Source organism: Amycolatopsis lurida (assembly GCF_900105055.1).
GTDB classification, from domain to species: domain Bacteria; phylum Actinomycetota; class Actinomycetes; order Mycobacteriales; family Pseudonocardiaceae; genus Amycolatopsis; species Amycolatopsis lurida.
This window is the reverse complement of record NZ_FNTA01000004.1, coordinates 50,933-73,399: the sequence shown is the minus strand read 5'-3', so window position 1 is coordinate 73,399 and position 22,467 is coordinate 50,933. Positions and strand designations below refer to the sequence as shown.

Annotated in this window: 2 protein-coding genes; both read left to right on the top strand. The window is 70.8% G+C overall.

The features are described from left to right. Positions 1–14: 14 nt before the first annotated feature. Positions 15–22,259 (top strand): non-ribosomal peptide synthetase, encoded by a 22,245-nt coding sequence (locus BLW75_RS05640; RefSeq protein WP_034306329.1) that lies wholly within the window; start codon positions 15–17, stop codon positions 22,257–22,259. Then, entirely contained in the window at positions 22,256–22,465 is a 210-nt protein-coding gene (locus tag BLW75_RS05635) for an MbtH family protein (RefSeq protein WP_007029404.1), read from the top strand. Before BLW75_RS05640 ends, BLW75_RS05635 begins: the two co-directional genes overlap by 4 nt. Positions 22,466–22,467 lie beyond the last annotated feature (2 nt).

Here is a 22,467-nt window from a genome sequence, read left to right as displayed (position 1 = left end):
GTGGAGGCGACCCGATGAACCGCGGCTTTCCCCTGACCCCGGCACAGCAGGGGATCTGGCTCGCGCAGCAGCTCGACCCGGCCGACCCGGTCTACACGATCGGCTGGGTCGCCGAGCTTCGCGGCGACGTCGACATCGCCCGGCTGGGTGAAGCCGTCCGGCGGGCGGTCGCGGAGGCGGAATGCCTTCACGTCACGGTCGAGCTGGACGGCGACACTCCGGTCCAGCGTCCGGCCAGCCCCGGTGAGGTCACGGTCCTCGACTTCACCGGTGAGCCGGATCCGGAGCTGGCCGCGGACGAGTGGGCGCGAGCCGAGCTCGCCGTGGTGACCGACCCTGCCCGAGGGCCGCTCACCGCGCACACGCTGCTCGTCCTGGCCGCGGACCGGGTCCGCTGGTTCCAGCGCTACCACCATCTGGTGATGGACGCGCACGGCCAGGCCGTCCTCACCCGACGCGCGGCGGCCCACTATTCGGGCACCGCCGAGGAGGTCTCGTGGCCGCTCTCCGGGCTGGCCGAGGCGGACTACGACGCGAAAGCCGATCGCGACCACTGGCTCGGCGACCTCGCGGGCAGGCCCAACCCGGTGCGGCTGCTCGACCGCGCGTCCTCCGGCCGGGTCCGGCTCCGGCGGCATTCGTGGGAGCTGCCCGCGGCGAAGACCGGTCGCCTGCGGAAGTTCGCGCTCGATGCGGGCACGAAGCTGTCCCGTGTCGCGATCGCCGCGGTGGCGGCGTACGCCCACCGGGTGACCGGCGCCGAAGACCTCGTCCTCGGCCTGCCGGTCACCGCGAGGACCACCCGCGCCCTGCGTGAGCAGCCGGGCATGGTCTCCAACGTCCTGCCGTTGCGGCTCACGGTGCGCCCGGAGACGACGCCGGCGCAGCTCGTCGCCCAGGTCGCGGAGAAGGTCTCCGCGCTGCTGGAGCACAGCCGGTACCGCGGGGAGGACCTCGCGCGCGAGCTCGGCGCGAGCGGCGGGGTGCACGAACTCGTCGGGCTGAGCGTCAACTACATGGCCGTGGACGGCGAACTCGCGTTCGGCGACGCGAGTGCGACGGTGCACAACCTCGAACTCGGGCCGATCAGCGACGTCGCCATCGCCGTGTACGACGCCGGCGAGGGCCGCGGGCTCCGGTTCGACTTCGACGCCGACCAGGCCGTGTCCTCCGACGACGAACTCGCCGACCATCGCCGCCGGTTCGCCGCGGTGCTGGACGCCCTCGTGGCGGGACCGGACTTACCGCTGGCCGCGATCGATCTGCTCTCCGCCGAGGAACGGGACCGGGTCCTGGCGCTCGGCACGGCGGTCGCGGCGTCACCGGAGGTGTCCTGGCCCGAGGCGTTCGCCCGGGTCGTGGCGCGGAAGCCGGACGCGGAGGCCGTCGTCTGCGAGGACGTCCGGATGACCTACGCCGAGGTCGACGCCGCAGCCAACCGGCTCGCCCGGCTGCTGCGGCAGCGCGGTGTCGGTGACGAGGACGTCGTCGGCGTGGCGATGCCGCGTTCGGCCGATCTCGTCGTCGTGTTGCTCGGCGTGATGAAGGCCGGGGCCGCATACCTCCCGCTCGACCTCGACCACCCCGAAGAACGCCTCGCCTACATGCTCTCTCACGCGGGTGCGCGATTCGTGGTGTCCACTGTGGAGGAAACCGCGCAGCTGCCGTCCGGTGTGGACGCCGAGCGGATCCTTCTCGGCGATCCGGAGACCACCGCGGAACTCGCTGCACTCGATCCGTCCACTGTGGACGTGAGCGGGATCGCGCTGAGCCAGGCCGCGTACGTCATCTACACCTCGGGTTCGACGGGCAAGCCGAAGGGCGTGGTCCTGTCCCACGACGGGATCGGCAGCCTGATCAGCACGGCGACCGAACGGATCGGCATCGGCGAGGACAGCCGGGTTGTGCAGTTCGCGTCCACCGGTTTCGACGTGACGGTCTGGGATCTGGTCATGTCGCTGTGCGTCGGCGGCACGCTGATCGTGGTCCCGTCGCATCGCCGCGTCGCGGGTGTCGAACTGACCGGCTACATCGCGGACAACGCTGCGACGCACATGATCCTGCCGCCGTCGCTGGTCGCGGCGCTGCCCTCGGACTGTGAACTGCCGAAGGGCGCGGTGCTGATCGTCGGGACCGAGACGGTCCCGCCGGAACTGATCGCGCGCTGGGCCGAAGACCTGCGGGTCGTCGCCGCGTACGGGCTGACCGAGGCGACGGTGAACTCGACGCTGTGGGCCGCCGAGCCCGGTTGGACCGGGCCGATCCCGATCGGCGTCCCGGATCCGAACACCCGCTGCTATGTCCTCGACACCGCGCTGCGGCCGGTCCCGGTCGGTGTCGAGGGCGAGTTGTACGTCGGCGGACGCGGTCTCGCGCGGGGCTACGCGGGACGTCCGGGGCTGTCGGCGGAACGCTTCGTCGCCGACCCGTTCGCCGGTGGCGGCGCGCGGATGTACCGCACCGGCGACCGGGTCCGCTGGCGCGCCGACGGAAACCTGGACTTCCTCGGCCGCACCGACCACCAGGTCAAGATCCGCGGGTTCCGGATCGAGCCCGGGGAGATCGAGTCCGCGCTCGCCGCGTTCACCGGGGTCGAGCGGATCGCCGTCGTGCCCCGCGAGGTCAAGCCGGGCGACCGGCGGCTGGTGGCGTACGTCGTCCCGGCCGCGGACGGATCGCCGACGCTGCTCAAGGACCTGCGCGCCCACGCCGAATCGGCGCTGCCGCACTACATGGTGCCGTCCGCGTTCGTGGACCTCGACCGGCTGCCGATCATGCCGAACGGCAAACTCGACCGCACCGCGCTGCCCCTCCCGGACTTCGGCGCGGCCGCCACCGGACGCGCGCCGCGCACCGAACGCGAGCGGGTCTTGTGCGACGTCGCCGCGCGAGCCCTCGGCCTGGCTTCGTTCGGTGCCGACGACGACTTCTTCTCGCTCGGCGGCGACAGCATCCTGTCCATCCGGCTGGTGCTGGGCGCTGCGGAACACGGTCTCGCCATCACCCCGCGTCAGGTGTTCCAGCACCGGACGCCGGAAGCGCTGGCCTCCTGTGCCGGCGTGGTGACCTCCGAGTCCACTGTGGACGAGCGGCCGTTGCTGGAGCTGACCGGCGCGGAGCGCGCATCGCTCGCCGAGTACGCCGACGTCCTGCCCGTGACGCCGTTGCAGGAAGGGTTTTTCTTCCACGCGGAGTTCGAAGGCGGCCAGGCTGCGGACATCTATACGGTCCAGGAGGTGCTAGACCTCGAAGGCGACGTCGACGCTGACCGCCTGCGCCGGTCGGCACAGGCGCTGCTCGACCGATATTCGTCGCTGCGATCGGGTTTCCGGCAGCTCGACGGCGGCCGGGTCGTCCAGACGGTGACCCGGCACGCCGAACTGCCGTGGCGCGAGGTGGCCGCCGAAGACGCAGCGGAAGCCTTCGAGGCCGATCGCGCGCGCCGGTTCGACTTCGCCCGGCCGCCGCTGCTGCGGGCCACCTTCACCCGGCTCGACGAGCGTCACGCCAAGCTGGCGCTGACGTTCCACCACATCATCGCCGACGGCTGGTCGGTCGTGGTGCTGCTTCGCGAACTGCTGGCGGGATACGGAAATCCGGAAAACCCGCTCCCGGAGGAGGACACCCGCGCCGACCACCTGCGGCGGCTCGCGTCACGTGATCACGAGGCTTCGCGTGAAGCCTGGCGCGCGGCACTGTCCGGAGTGGACGAACCCACCCGCCTGGTCGATGGACGGGCCGGTGCGGCGAGACAGCCGTCGCGGCTGCACCTGAACCTCGGTGAGCAGGCGACGAAGTCGTTGTCGGCCCTGGCTCGCGCGCACGGGCTCACCCTCGGCACCGTGCTGCACGGCGCGTGGGGTCTCCTGCTCGGCGGGCTCACCGGCCGGGACGACGTGCTGTTCGGCAGCACGGTCTCCGGCCGTGACAGCGGTGCCGCCGGTATCGAGTCGGCGGTCGGCCTCTACATCAACACGGTTCCGGTGCGCCTGCGCTGGTCGGGAGCCGAGACCGTCGCCGCCGTGCTGCGGCGGCTGGGGGACGAGCAGGCGGCGTTGCTGGACCACCAGCATCTCGGCCTCGGCGAACTGCAGCGTATCGCCGGTGCGGGGCAGGAAGAACTGTTCGACACCCTCGTGGTCGTCGAGAATTTCCCGCGTGACGGCGAACGCGCGTCCGGAACCGTCCGCCTCACCGGTGTCGAGGTCACCGACGCGGTGCACTTCCCGGTCGCGGTGATCGTGACACCGGGTGAAGACCTGGAGTTCAGCCTCAAGTTCGATGCCGCGCGGATCGACGCGGTCGCGGCCGGGCAGCTCGCCGAGCGGTTCGCCCGCCTGCTGGAGACGTTGACCGCGAACCCCGAATTGCCGGTCGCCGCCCTCGACCTGCTGTCGCCCGCCGAACGTGGCCGTCTCGCCGAACTCAACGCCACCTCGCATCCGGTCCCCGAGCGAACGCTGGCCGAGGCCTTCGCGGAGCAGGTCGCGAGGACGCCGTCCGCGACGGCGGTGATCTTCAGGGACACCGAACTGTCCTATGCGGACCTCGACGCCCGCGCCGAGAACCTGGCCCGCAGGCTGCGTGCCCTGGGCGCCGGTCCCGAAGAGGTCGTCGCCGTCGCCGTGCCGAGGTCGGCCGAGCTGATGGTCGCCTTGCTGGGTGTCCTCAAGGCCGGGGCCGCCTACCTGCCGATCGACCTCGACTACCCGGCGGACCGGCTCGAATACATGCTCGCCGATTCCGGTGCGCGTCTCGTACTCTCCGAATCCGGGACGGCCGCGCGGATCCCGGTCCTCGACGGGCTCACGCAGGTCCCCGTCACCGGCGAACCCGTCGACGACGTCCCAGGAGCGGCCGCCGGGCCGGACACCACCGCCTACCTGATCTACACCTCCGGATCGACCGGGCGGCCGAAGGGCGTGGCCGTCACGCATCGCGCGATCGTCAACCGACTCGCGTGGATGCAGCACGAGTACCGGCTCACGGCCTCGGATCGCGTGCTGCAGAAGACCCCGTCGAGTTTCGACGTGTCGGTGTGGGAGTTCTTCTGGGCGCTGTGCGAGGGCGCCGCGGTGGTCCTGGCGGAGCCGGACGGCCACCGCGACCCCGCGTATCTCGCGCGGGTGATCCGGGAACGGCAGATCACCACCCTGCACTTCGTCCCGTCCATGCTCGCCGCGTTCCTCGGCAGCGACGAGGTCACCGGTGAGCTCGGGTCGTTGCGCAGGGTGTTCTCCAGCGGCGAGGCGCTGACCGGCGAGATCGCCGCCCGCTGGCGTTCGCTGACCGGTGTCCCGCTGCACAACCTCTACGGCCCCACCGAGGCGGCCGTGGACGTCACCTTCTTCGCGAGCACAGGGGCCGAGGGCGCCACCGTGCCCATCGGGCGTCCGGTGTGGAACACGCGGGTGCACGTCCTCGACGGCTGCCTTCGCCCGGTGCCCGACGGGGTGGCGGGCGAGCTGTATCTCGCCGGTGTCCAGCTGGCTCGCGGTTACCACGGACGGCCCGGCCTGACCGCCGAACGCTTCGTCGCCGACCCGTTCGGCGAGCCGGGACAGCGCCTGTACCGGACCGGTGACCTCGTGCGGCGCCGCGCCGACGGCGAGATCGAGTACCTCGGCCGCACCGACCGGCAGGTGAAGATCCGCGGCAACCGGATCGAACTCGGCGAGATCGAGGCAGTCCTCGTCGCGCGGCCGGAGGTCACGGCCGCCACGGTCGTCGCGAAGGACGGCGCGCTCGTCGGTTACGTCGTCGGCGACGCGGACCCGGAGCGGCTGCGTGCCGCCGTCAGCGAGGCGCTGCCGGCGCCGATGGTCCCGCAGGCGTTCGTCATCCTCGACGAATTCCCCTTGACCCCCAGCGGAAAGCTCGACGTCCGCGCCCTGCCCGCGCCCGAGGTCGGAAAAGCCGCCACCGCCCCGGAGAGTGATCAGGAACGCACCCTCGCACGGATCTTCGCGGACGTCCTCGGCCTGGACTCCGTCGGCGCCGACGGGGACTTCTTCCTGCTCGGCGGCGACAGCATCTCGTCGATCGCCGTGTCGAGCCGTGCCCGCCGGGCCGGGTTCGAGCTGAGCCCCAAGGACGTCTTCGAGCTCCGGACCCCGGCCGCGCTCGCCGCTTCCGCCGTGCCTGCCGAGCCGGTGGTCGTCGCCGACGGTGTCGGTACCGTGCCTCTCCTTCCCGAAGTGCTCAGGCTTCGCGAGCTCGGCGACGCGATCCAGCCGGAGTCCGTGCTGCTGACCGCACCCGACAGCGCCGACGTCGAGACGCTCGCCGCCGCCCTGCAACTCGTGCTCGACCACCACGACGGCCTGCGGCTCGAACTGTCGCGGGTCGCTTCGGTTCTGTGGTCGCTCGAAGTCCGTCCACAAGGGACGGTTCAGGCGGCGGACCTGCTTCGTCACGCGACCGGCTCCCTGGAGGACGAATACCGGGACGCCGCCGACCGATTGACGGACAACCTGCTGCAGGCCGTCTGGTTCGACGAACCGGGCAGGCTCCTCTTGATCGCCCATCCGGTCCTGCTGGACGCACGGAGCTGGGCGACGCTGGCGGCCGATCTCGCGATCGCCTGGCATGCCGTGACCGACGGCCGCCCGCCGGTGTTCACCCCGGTGCGGACGTCGGTGCGGACGATCGCCCGACGGATCACCGACGAAGCGCGGGATCCCGCGCTGCTCGGCGAGATCGAGCACTGGGCCGAGATCTTGGCGCCCGGCTCCGCCGAGATTCGCGGCGACATCGCCGAGCGTCCCATCACTCTGTCCATTGAGGACACGCGGACGCTCATCGGCGCGCTCCCGTCGGCTGTGCACGGCGACGTGACCGACGTCCTCCTGACGGCGCTGAAAGCCGCCGTGGACGGCGACCTCCTCGTCGACCTGCATGGCAGGGTGGACACCTCGGACACGGTCGGCGCACTGACGTCGGTCCGCCCGGTGCGCATCACCGCCACCGGTGAACCGCTCGCGATGCTCAAAGCCGTCAAGGAGACCGTCCGCAAGACGCCCGAGGGCTATGGCCCGCTGCGGTACCTCAACGTCCAGGCCGGCCCGTTGCTCGCCGGGCTCGCGAAGCCGCGGATCGCCCTGCGGTACGACGGCCGGATCCCGGCCGGGCCGGGGGAGTGGCAGGTCGCCGGGCACACGGCCGTGCCACCGTCCGGGGACCACGACCTCCGCATCGGGGTCGTCTGTGAGGAGACCACGGACGGACCGAGGCTGACGGCGACGTTCGCGGGTGCGGGCGCGGCGCTCGCCGACCGCTGGCTCGCGGCCCTGCGCGAGCTCGCGGCCGTGGACACGCGCGCACCGGTGGGCCTCACGCCGTCCGACCTCGAACTCGTGTCGCTGACGCAAGAGGAGATCGCCCGCGTCGAGCGGGTCAGCCCGGTGCCGGTCGCCGACGTCTGGCCGCTGTCGCCGCTGCAGGAAGGCCTGTTCTTCCACTCCAGCTACAACTCCGACCGGGTCGACATCTACACGATCCAGGAGGCGATCGACTTCGATCACCGCCTGGACGCCGACCGGCTGCGGGCGGCGGTCTCCGCGTTGCTCCGGCGGATCCCGAGTCTCGGCGCCGGGTTCACCAGCGAGGGGCTGCGCGGGCCGGTGCAGTTCGTGGCGGCCGAGATCGAACCCCCGGTGTCCGAAGTGGACCTTTCGGCGCTGCCCGAAGACGAACAGCAGGAACGCCTCGACGCTTTGATGGCCGAGGACCGCGCGACCCGGTTCGACCTCGGTGCCCCGCCGTTGTTCCGGCTGAAGCTGGTGCGGCTCGGCGACGGACGCGACCGTGTGGTGCTGAACCGGCACCTGCTGCTCTGGGACGGCTGGTCCGCCTGGCTGTTCATCGAGCAGTTGTTCGCGCTGTACGACCTCGGCGGCGACGACCGCGCTCTGCCCGCCGCCGGGTCCTATGTGGACTTCCTGCGTTGGCTGGACCGGCAGGACATCGAGGCGGCCACGAACGCGTGGCGTGAGGCGCTGTCCGGTCTCGCGGAGCCGACGGTCATCGGACCGGAAGGCCGGGACCTGGTTCCGGCGACCCCGGTCAACCTGGACGCGGTGCTCCCGCCCGAACTGGGCCGCGCGTTGCGTGAGCAGGCCAGAAGGCACGGCCTGACCGTCAACTCCGTGCTCAACGCCGCCTGGGGGCTGGTCCTGTCGACCATGACCGGGCGGACCGACGTCGTCTTCGGCGCCGCGGTAGCGGGCAGGCCCGCGGCCGTGCCCGAGATCGAGAACACCATCGGCCTGTTCCTCAACACCGTGCCAACCAGGGTGCGGCTCGACGCGAACGAATCCGTCCTGGACCTGGTGCGGCGCTTGCAGTCGGAGCGCATGGACCTGACGCCGTACGAGTTCATGAGCCTCGGCGTCTTGCAGCGGGAGGCCGGGCACCGAGTCCTTTTCGACACGCTTTTCGTGCTGCGCAACGCCGACGGCGACGAACGACGCGACGGCCTGCGTCACCGGCACGGCATCACCGGCCTGCTGAACATCGACGCCACGCACTATCCGCTGACGCTGGTGGTCACGCCGGGCGAGGAGATCCGGATCACGGTGTCCTATCGGGACGACGTGTTCGACGCCGCCGAGGCCGCGTCGGTGCTGGACCGGTTCACGTCACTGGTCGCCCAGATCGTCGACGACCCGGTGAAGCCGGTCGCCGCGCTGGCGACGGTGTCCGCCGAGGATCGTGCCGCGCTGGAGGCGGGCTGGGCCGAGGCCGAGCATCCCGTCGTCGAGGACACGATCGCGGACCTGCTGGCCGTCCAGGCCGAGCGGACTCCGGACGCGACGGCCCTGGTGTTCGGTTCGGAAGAACTGACCTACGCCGAGCTCGACGCGCGTATCAACCGGATGGCCCGGCTGCTGCTGGCGAAGGGGGCGGCGCCGGAACAGGTGATCGCGCTCGGGCTGCCGCGGTCGATCGACATGGTCGTCGCGCTGTTCGCCGTGCTCCGGACCGGCGCGGCGTACCTGCCGCTGGAACTCGACTACCCGGTCGACCGGCTCACGGTGATGCTGGAGGACGCCCGGCCGCTGTGCCTGGTGTCCACAAAGGACGTCTCGGCGACACTGCCTGATGACGTCCCTCGTGTGCTCGTCGACGACCACGAAGACAGGGCGTTCGGCGACGGCCCGATCTCCGACGCCGAACGGCCGCTGTTCGAGCGCGGCCGCGCGGACCGCATGGAGCACCCGGCTTACGTCATCTACACGTCGGGCTCGACCGGAAAACCCAAGGGTGTCGTCACGCCGTACCGCGGCCTGACGAACATGCAGCTCAACCACCAGGGCGCCATTTTCGCCCCGGCGATCGCGTCGGCGGGCGGACGGCGGCTGCGGATCGCGCACACCGTGTCGTTCGCCTTCGACATGTCGTGGGAAGAACTGCTGTGGCTCGTGGAAGGGCACGAAGTCCACGTCTGCGACGAGGAACTGCGGCGGGACGCGCGGGCGCTCGTGGCGTACTGCGACCAGCACGAGGTCGACGTCGTCAACGTGACGCCGACGTACGCGCACCTGCTCATCGAGGAAGGACTGCTGGAGGGACACCGGCCGGCGCTCGTCCTGCTCGGCGGCGAAGCGGTGTCCGAGTCGGTGTGGAACCGGCTGCGGGACACCGACGGGACCTACGGCTACAACCTGTACGGCCCCACCGAGTACACGATCAACACGCTCGGCGGCGGAACGACCGACAGCGACACCCCGACCGTCGGCAAGCCGATCTGGAACACGCGCGCCTACATCGTCGACGCCTGGCTCCGGCCGGTCCGCGACGGCGTCGCGGGTGAGCTCTACATCGCGGGCGAGGGCTTGGCCCGCGGCTACCTCGGTCGCCCTGGGCTGACCGCCGAACGGTTCGTCGCCGACCCGTTCGTGCCCGGTGGCGGGCGGATGTACCGCACCGGCGACCTGGTGCGCCGCCGCGCCGACGGGAACATCGACTTCCTCGGCCGTACCGACGACCAGGTCAAGATCCGGGGCTACCGCGTCGAACTCGGCGAGATCGAGACCGCGCTGAGCCGGTACCCGGAGGTCGCGCAGGCCGCCGTCATCGCGCGGCCGGACCCGTCGGCGCCCGGTCTGCAACGGCTCATCGGGTACGTCGTCCCGGCCGAGCTGAGCGGGGACGCGCGCGCGGAGGCCGAAGCCGACCAGGTCGGGGAATGGCAGCAGATCTACTCCGACGAGTACACCGAGATCCCGACGGCGTTGTTCACCGAGGACTTCGCGGGCTGGGACTCCAGCTACGACGGCGAACCGATCCCGCTGGAGCACATGCGGGAATGGCGGCGGGCGACCGTCGACCGCATCGCCGAGCTGAAGCCGGAACGGGTGCTGGAGATCGGCGTCGGCACCGGTCTGCTCATGGGGCAGATCGCGCCACTGGTCCAGGAGTACTGGGGCACCGACCTCGCCGCGCCGGTGATCGCGAAGCTGAACCGCGAGCTGGAACAGGATCCCGCGCTGGCGGCCAAGGTGAATCTGCGGGCCCAGCCGGCGCACGTGTTCGACGGCCTGCCCGCCGGCCGGTTCGACACCATCGTGATCAACTCCGTCATCCAGTACTTCCCGAGCGTCGACTACCTGACCGACGTGATCACGAAGGCGATCGGGCTGCTCGCTCCCGGCGGCGCGCTGTTCGTCGGCGACGTCCGCAACCTCCGGCTCGCCCGCGCCTTCCACACCGCGATCCAGCTCACCCGCGCCGACGCGACGTCCGACGTCGCCCAAGTGCGGCGCGCGATCGAACGCGGCGCCGCGCTGGAGAAGGAACTGCTGATCGACCCGGACTACTTCACCGCGCTTGCGCGGCGGCTGCCGGACGTCGCCGCGCAGGTCCGGATCAAACGGGCCCGGCTGCACAACGAGCTGAGCCGGTACCGCTACGACGCGGTCCTCGTGAAGGAACCTGCCGACACGGTGTCGGTCGCGCAGGCGCCACGACTGTCTTGGGACGAGGTCGGTTCGCTCGCCACGCTGGAGGAGCGCCTCACCGGCGTGGAAACGCTGCGGGTGAGCCGGATCCCGGACGCGCGGCAGGCTCCGGAGGTCGAGGCGACGCGTGCGCTGGACGCCGGTGTGCCGCTGATCGACGTCCTCGCGTTGTTCCGCGCTTCCCGTGGTGTGGAGCCCGAGGACGTGCACGAACTCGGCGACCGGCTCGGGTTCCGGGTGTACTGCACCTGGTCGGCCGAGGGCGCGTTCGAGACCGTGTTCGTCCACAAGGGACAGACAGAAGCGCTGGTCACCGGGGTGCATCAGCCGGTCTCGCTCGGCACGAACCTGACCAAGTACGCCACGAGCCCGACGGCGGCCCGCGGCGGCGGTGAACTGGTGCAGCGTCTGCGGGACAGGCTCAAGACGGAACTGCCGGATTACATGGTCCCTGCCGCCTTCGTCACGCTGGGCGCCCTGCCCCTGACCGACAACGGCAAGCTCAACACCCGGGCGCTCCCGGACGCCGAACAGACGGTGCGGCTCGCCGAAAGCCGCCCGGCCGAGACCGCCGAGGAGGAGACGCTGTGCGCGCTCTTCGGAGAGGTCCTTGGTGTGGAGGGGGTCGGCGTCGAGGACAACTTCTTCGATCTCGGCGGCCATTCCCTGCTCGCCACCCGGCTCATCAGCCGGGCCAGGACCGAACTCGGCGCCGAACTGGCCATCCGTGACCTGTTCGAGGCGCCGACGGTGGCCGAGCTGGCCGCTCGCGCCGGCGGCGGCGAACCGGCGCGGCCCGCGGTGGTCCGTGCCGAACGCTCCGAACGGATCCCGCTTTCGGCGGCCCAGCGCAGCCTGTGGCTCGTGGACCGGATGGAAGCGAACGCGGTCGCGTACAACTTCCCGCTGAGCTTCCGGCTGCGCGGCGACCTGGACGTCGAAGCGCTGCGGGCGGCGCTCGGCGATGTGCTCGGCAGGCACGAGGTCCTGCGGACCATCCTCGCCGAGCATGACGGGGAGCCCTATCAGCGCGTTCTTGACGCGCCGGAGATCCCGTTCGCCGTCGAAGAGTGCGACGAGGACCGCCTGACCGCGCGGATCGCCGAACTCTCGCGGACGCCGTTCGACCTGGCGACGGAGATCCCGGTCCGGCTGAGGGTGCTGCGCCTCGGCGACGGTGACCAGGTGATCTCGCTGGTCCTGCACCACAGCGCGACCGACGAATGGTCGGACCGGCCGTTCCTGGACGACCTGACCTCGGCCTATCGAGCCCGGCAGGCGGGTGAAGCTCCCGTGTGGACGGACCTCCCCGTGCAGTACGCCGACTTCGCTTTGTGGCAGAAGGACTTCCTCGAGCAGCGCGGAGCAGCTCAGGTCGCCTACTGGGCCGAGTCCTTGCGCGGGGCGCCGGACGAGCTGCCTTTGCCCCTGGACCGCCCGCGTCCGCTCCAGCCGACGGGCAAGGGTGGGAAGGTCAAGTCCCCGCTGTCCCAGGACCTGTCGGCCGCTGTGCGCGACCTGGCGGCGAAGGCGGGTGCCAGCCCGTTCATGGTGCTTCAGGCGGCGGTGGCCGCCTTGCTGCACCGGACCGGCGCCGGGGACGACATCCCGCTGGGCGCGCCGATCGCCGGACGGACCGACGCGGCACTCGACGACCTCGTCGGGTTCTTCGTGAACACGCTGGTGCTGCGGACCGATTTGTCCGGTGAGCCGACGTTCGCCGCCCTGCTCGACCGGGTGCGTGAGGCCGACCTCGCCGCGTTCTCGCACGGCGATCTGCCGTTCGAGCGCGTGGTCGAGGAGCTGAACCCGCCGCGGGTACCGGGGCGCAACCCGCTCTTCCAGGTGATGGTGGGCTACCACCGGCAGAGCGACGCGCACGACGTGCTCGGGCTGCCCGCCGAGTGGTTCGAGATGGACACCGGCATGGCGAAGTTCGACCTGCACTTCACGATGGTCGACGACGGCACCACCGCCACGCTGATGCTGGAGTACGCCGAGGATCTCGCCGACGCGACGACGGCCGATCGTCTGCTGGCCCGGCTGACGTCGCTGCTGCAGCAGGTCACGGCCGAGCCGGAGCGGCCCGTCGCGGCGCTCGACATCCTCGTCGGCGACGAACTCGCGCGGGTGACCGAGTGGAACCGCACGGCTCGCGAAGTCCCGGCCGCGACGTTGCCGGAGTTGTTCGAGGCCCAGGTGGCGCGGACGCCGGACGCTACCGCTGTGGTGTTCGAAGGCGCCGAGCTGTCGTATGCGGAGTTCGACGCGCGGGCGAATCGGCTGGCGCGGTGGCTGGTCGAGCAGGGTGTAAGTGCGGAGTCGGTGGTGGCGGTGTCGCTGCCGCGGTCGCTCGACCTGGTCGTCGCTCTCTACGCGGTGCACAAGGCCGGTGGCGCTTACCTCCCGGTCGACCGCGACTATCCGGCCGATCGCATCGCGTTCATGCTCGAAGACGCCGCGCCTGCGGTCGTTCTCGACGAGTTGCCTGTTTTGGACGGGTATTCCGGTGAGAGTCTGGGCCGAGTCGGGGATCCGTCGTCTCCGGCGTACGTGATCTACACGTCGGGTTCGACCGGTCGCCCCAAGGGCGTCGTGGTGCCCCACCAGGGCATCGTGAACCGCCTGTTGTGGATGCAGGACGAGTACGGTCTGACGGCCGATGATCGGGTGTTGCAGAAGACGCCGTCGAGTTTCGATGTGTCGGTGTGGGAGTTCTTCTGGCCGCTGATCACCGGTGCGACGCTGGTGGTCGCCAAACCCGAGGGGCATAAGGACCCGGCGTACCTCGCCGAGCTGATCCGCACCGCCGGGATCACCACCGTCCACTTCGTCCCGTCGATGCTCGCGCTGTTCCTGGAGACCGCGACCTGCGCGGGTCTGCGGCGCGTCATCTGCAGTGGCGAAGCGTTGCCGTCGGAGCTGGCGGCCCGCGTGGACGTCCCGCTGTACAACCTCTACGGCCCGACCGAGGCGTCCGTCGACGTGACGGCCTGGCAGGCCGGTGCCGAGACGACGCCGTCGGTCCCGATCGGACGTCCGGTGTGGAACACGCGGACGTACGTGCTGGACGCTCGCCTGAACCCGGTCCCGCCGGGTGTCCCGGGTGAGCTCTACCTCGCCGGCGTGCAGCTCGCGCGCGGGTATCTGGCCAGGCCGGGCCTGACCGCCGAGCGGTTCGTCGCCGATCCGTTCGACGGCCCGGGTGAGCGTATGTACCGCACGGGCGACCTCGCGCGCTGGTCGGATGACGGTGTGCTGGAGTTCTTGGGCCGTGTCGACGACCAGGTCAAGATCCGCGGCTTCCGGGTCGAACTCGGTGAGGTCGAAGCCGCCCTGACCGCGTTCGAGTCCGTCACGCGCGCTGTGGTCGTCGCTCGCGAAGACCGGTTGGTCGCCTATGTCGTCGGGTCCGCCGACGGCCTGCGGGAGTCGTTGGCGGCGAAACTGCCGGAGCACATGGTGCCGTCGGCGTTCGTCGTGCTCGACGAGATCCCGCTGACCCCGAACGGCAAACTCGACCGCAAGGCACTGCCCGCGCCGGAGTTCGCGACCGCGGACGGCCGCGAGCCGCGGAACGCGCGGGAAGAGGCCCTGTGCGCGCTGTTCGCCGACGTCCTCGGTGTGGAACAGGTCGGGATCGATGACGGGTTCTTCGCCCTCGGCGGGCACTCGCTGCTGGTGATGCGCCTGGTCAGCCGGATCTCGGCGAGCCTGGACGCCACGGTGTCGGTCCGTGACGTCTTCGATGCCCCCACCGTCGCCGCGCTGGCCGAACGACTCTCGGACCCGTCCGCACAACCGGTCCTGAGCGCGGGGAACCGGCCGGACGTGCTGCCGCTTTCGCCCGCGCAGCAACGGTTGTGGTTCCTGTACCGGCTCGAAGGGGCCACGGCCACCTACAACATCCCGCTCGCCTGGCGCCTGCACGGCGAGCTGGACAGGGACGCGCTGCTCGCGGCGATCGGCGACCTCGTCGAGCGGCATGAACCACTCCGGACCGTTTTCGCCGAGGAGAACGGCGTCGCGGCGCAGCGGATCCTGGCCGACGTGCGTCCGGAGGTCCGTTTCGAGGAAGCCGGAGACCTTCCGGCGCAGTTGTCCGCCGAGGCCGGCCGCGGATTCGCCCTCGACGAGGAACTCCCGATCCGGGCTACGGTCTTCGCTGTTTCGCCACGGGAACACGTCCTGCTGCTGGTGATCCATCACGTGGCGACGGACGAGTGGTCACAGGGACCGCTGATGGCGGACCTCGCCACGGCGTACGAGGCTCGTGTGACGGGCGTCGCTCCACAGTGGACCGACCTGCCCGTCCAGTACGCGGATTACGCCCTGTGGCAACGCGAACTGCTCGACTCGTCGGCTTCCCAGCATCTCGGCTACTGGCGGGAAGCACTGGCGGGCCTGCCGGACGAGCTGGCCCTGCCCGCCGACCGTCCCCGTCCGGCGGAGTCGAGCCACCGCGGTGGTCTCGTCACCTTCCCGATCGACGGCGGGCTCACCGAGCGGCTGCGTGCCGTCGCCCGGCAGTACGACGTCAGCATGTTCATGCTGGCGCAGGCCACCGTCGCGGCACTGTTGCACCGGCTCGGCGCCGGGGAAGACATCCCGCTCGGCGCGCCGAGTTCCGGCCGCGTCGACGAACGGCTGGAGCCGCTGATCGGCTTCTTCGTCAACTCGCTCGTGCTGCGCACCGACCTGTCCGGGAACCCGGCGTTCGGCGACCTGCTCTCCCGGGTGCGCGCGACCGACCTCGCCGCCTTCGAACACCAGGACCTGCCGTTCGAGCGCCTGGTCGACGCGGTCAACCCGGAACGTTCGCTGGCCAGGCACCCGTTGTTCCAGGTGATGGTGGTCTACCTGCCCGAAGCCGAGGGCTCGCTGAAGCTGCCCGGCCTCCGCGCGGAGCAGGAGGAGTTCGCGCAGGGCGTCGCCAAGTTCGACCTCGAGTTCGGGTTCCTGGAGAACGGCAGTGACATTGGCGGGATCTCGGGAGCCATCGAGTACAGCGCCGATCTGTTCGACCACGCCACGGCCGAGTCGTTCGCTCGGCGTCTGGTCGCCGTCCTGGACCAGGTCGCCGCCGATCCCGCGATCCCGGTCGGCGAGATCGACGTCCTCGGCGAGGACGAGCGCGCTCGGCTCGGGCGCTGGAACGACACCGCGCATGACGTCCCGGCGACCACGCTGCCGGAGTTGTTCGAGGCGCAGGTGGCGCGGACGCCGGATGCTCCCGCTGTGGTGTTCGAGGGCGTCGAGCTGTCGTATGCGGAGTTCGACGCGCGGGCGAATCAGCTCGCACGATGGCTGGTCGAGCAGGGTGTGGGTGCGGAGTCGGTGGTGGCGGTGTCGCTACCGAGGTCGCTCGACCTCGTGATCGCCCTGTACGCCGTGCACAAGGCGGGTGCGGCGTACCTTCCGCTCGACACGGACTATCCGACCGACCGGCTGGCGTTCATGCTCGAAGACGCCGCGCCTGCGGTCGTCCTGGACGAGTTGCCTGCGCTGGACGGATATTCCGGTGAGAGTCTGGGCCGAGTCGGGGATCCGTCATCTCCGGCGTACGTGATCTACACGTCGGGTTCGACCGGTCGCCCCAAGGGCGTCGTGGTGCCTCACCAGGGCATCGTGAACCGCCTGTTGTGGATGCAGGACGAGTACGGCCTCACCGCCGACGATCGCGTGTTGCAGAAGACGCCGTCGAGTTTCGACGTGTCGGTGTGGGAGTTCTTCTGGCCGCTGATCACCGGTGCGACCCTGGTGGTCGCCAAACCGGACGGCCACCGCGATCCTGCGTATCTCGAAGCGCTGATCCGTGACGAGCGGATCACGACGCTGCACTTCGTTCCGTCGATGCTGGAGGCGTTCCTCGCCGAAGAGCCGTCGTGGCATGGCGTTCGCCGCGTCCTGTGCAGTGGCGAGGCGCTGCCGCCGGAACTGGCGGCTCGCGTGGACGTCCCGCTGCACAACCTCTACGGGCCGACAGAGGCTTCGGTGGACGTGACCTCGTGGGAGGTCGTCGATGACACCGTCCCCATTGGACGTCCGGTCTGGAACACTCAGGTTCACGTGCTCGACGCCCGGCTGCGGCCGGTGCCGCCGGGCGTGGCGGGGGAGCTGTACCTGGCGGGCGCGCAGCTCGCGCGCGGCTATCTCGGCCGGGCCGGGCTGACCGCCGAGCGATTCGTGGCGAACCCGTTCGCGGCCGGGGAGAGGATGTACCGCACGGGCGACCTCGCGCGGTGGCGGGCCGACGGCGCGCTCGACTACCTCGGCCGGGCAGACGACCAGGTCAAGCTGCGCGGCTTCCGGATCGAGCTTGGCGAGATCGAGTCCGTGCTCTCCGCGCGGGTGGTCCTGCGGGAGGGCAGGCTCGTCGCCTACCTGGCGGGGGAGGTGGACGTCGAAGAGGTCCGGCGGCTGGCCGAGGCCACTCTGCCGGAGTACATGGTGCCGTCCGCGTTCGTGGTGCTGGACGCGTTCCCGTTGACGCCCAACGGGAAACTCGACCGCAAGGCGCTGCCCGCGCCGGACTTCGCCGACGCGGTGACCGGCGATGCCCCGCGCACCCCACGCGAGGAACTGCTCGCGTCGCTCGTCGCCGGTGTGCTCGGGCTGGACAAGGTGGGTATCCACGACGACTTCTTCCGCCTCGGCGGGGACAGCATCGTCGCGATGCAGTTGGTCGGCCGCGTGCGGAGCGCCGGGCTGCTGCTGAGCCCGCGTGACGTCTTCCGGCACCGGACCGTCGCGGCACTGGCCGAGGTCAGCTCGGTGCGGCTCGACGCGCCGACGACCAGGAAGCCGTTGGTGGAGCTCGATGCGGGTGAACGCGAGGAGATCCTCGACGTCGCGCCGGACACGGCCGAGGTGTGGCCGCTGACGCCGTTGCAGGCCGGGCTGCTCTTCCACGCGACGATGGACGGCGGCGGACCCGACGTCTACACCGTCCAGGTGTCGTTCGATCTCGAAGGGCCGCTCGATCCGGCGCGACTGCGTGACGCTGCGCAGTCGCTCGTGGACCGGCACGCCATCCTGCGCACCGGGTACCGGTACCTCGCGTCCGGCCGCCCTGTGGCGCTGGTGGCGCGTTCGGTCACCGTTCCGTGGCGTTTCATGGCCTCAGCCGACGACGCCGAGGCCGAGCTGGCCCACGACCGGCGCCGCTTCGACCCGGCCGCCGCGCCGCTTCTGAGGTTCCTGCTCCTGGCCTTGCCGGACGGCCGGCACCGGCTGGTGTTCACCCACCAGCACGTGCTGCTCGACGGCTGGTCGGTGCCGCAGCTGTTCGCCGAGCTGTCCCAGCTGTACGCCGGGGCCGAGCCGGCGCCCGCCCGTCAGTTCCGCGACCATCTCGGCTGGCTCGGGGAGCAGGATCGGGAGGCGGCCGAAGCCGCGTGGCGGCAGGCGCTCGACGGCCTGACCGAGCCGACGCATCTCGTCCCCCACGACCCGCAGCGGGTCCCGGCCCTGCCGGAGCGGTTGTCGCTGGAGCTGCCCGAGCGGGAAACCGAGGCCTTGGCCGCGGTGGCGCGCTCGCGCGGCCTGACGCTGAACACGCTCGTCCAGACCGCGTGGAGCATCGTGCTCGGCAGGCTGACCGGCCGGTCGGACGTCGTGTTCGGCGCGACGGTCGCCGGGCGCCCGCCAGAACTGGCCGGGGTCGAGCGGATGATCGGCCTGTTCATCACCACGATCCCGGTGCGGATCGCGCTCGACCCGGCCGAAAAGCTGGGCGATCTGCTCGACCGGGTCCAGGACGAGCAGTCCGGTTTGCTGGCACACCAGCACTTCGGGCTCGCCGACATCCAGCGCGTCGCCGGGCTGGGGGAGCTGTTCGACACGCTGATGGTGTTCGAGAGCTATCCCGGCGCGGACGAGGACGAGACCGGTGCCGGGTTGCGCGGGGAGATCGTGCGCCACGAGGACTCCACGCACTATCCGCTCACCTGGGCGGTGGAACCCGGCGCCCGGCTGAAGCTCACCGCCGAGTACCGCGCCGACCTGTTCGACGCCGGCCTGCCGGAACGGCTTCTCCCCGCGATGGAACGGGTACTCGCCGCGATGGTGTCCGATGTGGACGCTCCCGTCGGCAGGGTGGACATTCTGGCGAAGGCCGATTTCGACCTGATCGTGCGGGAATGGAACGGAACGGCGCTCGCCGTCGAACCGTCCACTGTGGCCAGTCTGTTCGAGGCGCAGGTGCGGCGTTCGCCCGACGCGACGGCGGTGGTGTCGGGCGAGGTCGCCCTGACCTTCGCCGAACTCAACGAGCGCGCCAACCGGCTCGCCAGGGCCTTGGTCGCCCACGGTGTGGGGCCCGAGGACTTCGTCGCCTTGGCGTTGCCGCGTTCGGCGGACGTGCTGCCGGCGATCCTCGCGGTCCACAAGGCGGGGGCGGCGTACCTGCCGCTCGACCCGGACTACCCGGCCGAACGCCTGGCCGCGATGCTCGCCGACGCGCGGCCCAAGGTGATCCTGACCGAGCCCGAGCTGCTGGAGTCTTTGCCCCGGACCGAGATCGAGACGCTGGCGCTGTGCGCGCTCGTCACCGAGGACCGGCAGGCGCACGACCTGACCGACCGTGACCGGGTCCGGCCGCTCGACCCGGAGCATCCGGCGTACGTGATCTACACGTCCGGCTCGACCGGGACACCCAAGGGAGTCGTCGTCCCGCATCGCGGCGTGGTGAACCTGTTCCACAGTCACCGCGCCACCCTGCACCGGCCCGCGGTCGAGGCCACCGGGAAGCCGCACCTGCGGGTGGGGCACGCGTGGTCGTTCTCCTTCGACGCCTCCTGGCAGCCGCAGCTGTGGCTGCTCGACGGGCACGCCGTGCACATCGTGGACGAGGAGACCCGGCGCGACCCCGAACTGCTGGCCGCGATGATCGAGCGGGACGGCTTCGACTTCATCGAGGTCACCCCGTCGTTCTTCGCGCAGATGGCGGACGCGGGGCTGCTCGACGGCGACCGGTGCCCGCTCGCCGTGATCGGTGTCGGCGGTGAGGCGGTGCCCGAGAGCCTGTGGCACCGTTTGGCCACTTTGGACGGGACCGAGGCCTTCAACCTGTACGGGCCCACTGAGTCCACAGTGGACGCTCTCGTCGCGAGGATCGGCGACAGCGAGAAACCGCTGGTCGGCAGGCCGGTCGCGAACACTCGCGCCTACGTGCTGGACGCGATGCTGCGGCCGGTGCCGCCCGGAATCACCGGTGAGCTGTACCTCGCCGGTTCCGGGCTCGCCCGGGGATACCTCGGGCGGGCGGCGCTGACATCGGAGCGGTTCGTGGCGGATCCGTTCGGCCCGGCGGGAGCCCGGATGTACCGGACCGGCGACCTCGCCCGCTGGACCGCGGACGGGCGGCTGGACTTCGGCGGGCGCGCGGACGACCAGGCGAAGATCCGCGGGTTCCGGGTCGAACCCGGCGAGGTCGAGGCCGTCCTCGAACGGCACGAGAACGTCACGCAGGCGGTCGTTCTCGTACGTGAAGACCGTCCACGGGTCAAGCAACTGGTGGCGTACGTCGTGTCCACTGCGGGCCGGGAGGAGCTGCGGCGGTTCGCGGCCGAAGCGCTGCCGGACTACATGGTGCCCGCGGCGTTCGTCTCGCTCGACACACTTCCCGTGCTGTCCAACGGCAAGCTGGACCGCAAGGCGCTGCCCGCGCCGGACTACACGGAGCTGGCTGGCGGGCGGGCACCCGAGACGGCGCGGGAGAAGGCGCTGTGCGCGCTCTTCGCGGAAGTGCTCGATGTGCCGGAACTCGGCGCCGACGACGACTTCTTCGCCCTGGGCGGGGACAGCATCGTCGCGATGAGGCTGGTCAGCCGGGCTCGTGCGGCCGGACTGAAGATCACCCCGCACGACGTGTTCGCGCGCCGGACGGTCGAGGCGCTGGCCGAGGTCGCCGAGAGTATCGAGGACGACGACACGGTCGCGCTCACGCCGATCATGCACGCGCTCCGCGAACTCGGCGGGCCGATCGACGGCTATCACCAGGCGGCATTGTTGCGGACGCCGTCCGGGATGACCGGTGACCAGCTGAAGACCGTGCTCGGCGCGGTCGTCGCGCGGCACGACATGCTGCGCGCGCGGCTCGACCGGTCGGTGGACGGCTGGGCGCTTCGGGTGGCCGAATCCGCCGACGTGCACATCGACCGCGTCGATGCCGAGGGTGGCGATCTGTTCGCGTTGATCGAGCGGCACGCGGAACCGACCCGTGCCCGGCTCGACCCGGACGCCGGCGTGATGCTGAGCGCGACATGGTTCGACGCGGGACGTTCGGCGCCCGGACGGTTACTGCTGATGGTCCATCACCTCGCCGTCGACGGCGTCTCGTGGCGGATCCTGTTGCCGGACCTCGCTTCAGCTTGGGACGCGGTCGCGCTCGGCGGGGCGCCGGAACTGTCCCCTGTGGACACTTCGTTCCGGCGATGGTCGCGCGCTCTGTCCACACAGGATCGTTCCGGCGAACTGGACCACTGGAAATCAGTACTGGGTGGCGGGGATCCGATCCCGCTGGACCGGCCGCTCGACCCCGCGCGGGACGTGGCGGCGACCGTGAAGAAGGTGTCGCTGACGTTGCCCGCCGAGCGGACGGCCCCGCTGCTGTCCCGGGTTCCGTCGGCGTTCCGGGCGACGATCAACGACGTCCTGCTCACCGGCCTCGCGCTGGCCGTCGCCCGGTGGCGCCGGGGCGGGGGACAGGCGGTGCTGGTCGACGTCGAGGGACACGGCCGCGAGGAGGAACTCGCTGGTGGGGCGGACTTGTCGCGGACGGTCGGCTGGTTCACCAGTGTCGTCCCGGTGTGCCTGGACCTGGGCGACCTCGACCTGGACGACGCGTTCGACGGCGGAGCCGCCGCCGTCGAGGCGCTCGAACGGGTCCGAGCCCATCTCGACGGGCTGCCGGACGGCGGCATCGGGCACGGTCTGCTCCGGTATCTCGACCCTCGTACCTGCCCTGAGCTCGCGAAGTTGGCGAAGCCGCAGATCGAGTTCAACTACCTGGGCAGGGTCGGTGTCCCCGAGGCGACCGACTGGTCGTATGCCGAGGAGGCCGAAGCGGCCGAACTCGGCCCCGACGACGGGATGCCGGTCTCGCACGCGCTGACGGTCAACGTCCTGGCCGAGGATCGCCCCGGCGGCCCCGAACTGGGCGCACACTGGTCCTGGCCGGAGGCCGTGCTCACCGAAGACTCGGTGCGGGAACTCGCGGAAGGCTGGTTCCTCGCACTGGACGCGCTCATCCGCCGGGCTGATTCACCGGCCACGAAGAAGGAGAACAAGGAATGACGAACCCGTTCGAGAACCCCGACGGCACGTACCTGGTGCTGGTCAACGACGAGGGTCAGCACAGCCTGTGGCCCGAGTTCGTCGAGGTCCCGGCGGGCTGGACCACGAAGTTCGGCCCCGCTTCGCGTCCGGAGTGCCTCGAGTACGTCGAGACCAACTGGACGGACCTGCGGCCCGCTTCGCTCGTCAAGGCCATGGAGTCCTGACG

What these genes read in the sequence shown, in the direction of transcription:
- BLW75_RS05640 (WP_034306329.1), top strand. Translation starts at nt 15, where the DNA reads ATGAACCGCGGCTTTCCCCTGACCCCGGCACAGCAGGGGATCTGGCTC.
- BLW75_RS05635 (WP_007029404.1), top strand. Translation starts at nt 22,256, where the DNA reads ATGACGAACCCGTTCGAGAACCCCGACGGCACGTACCTGGTGCTGGTC.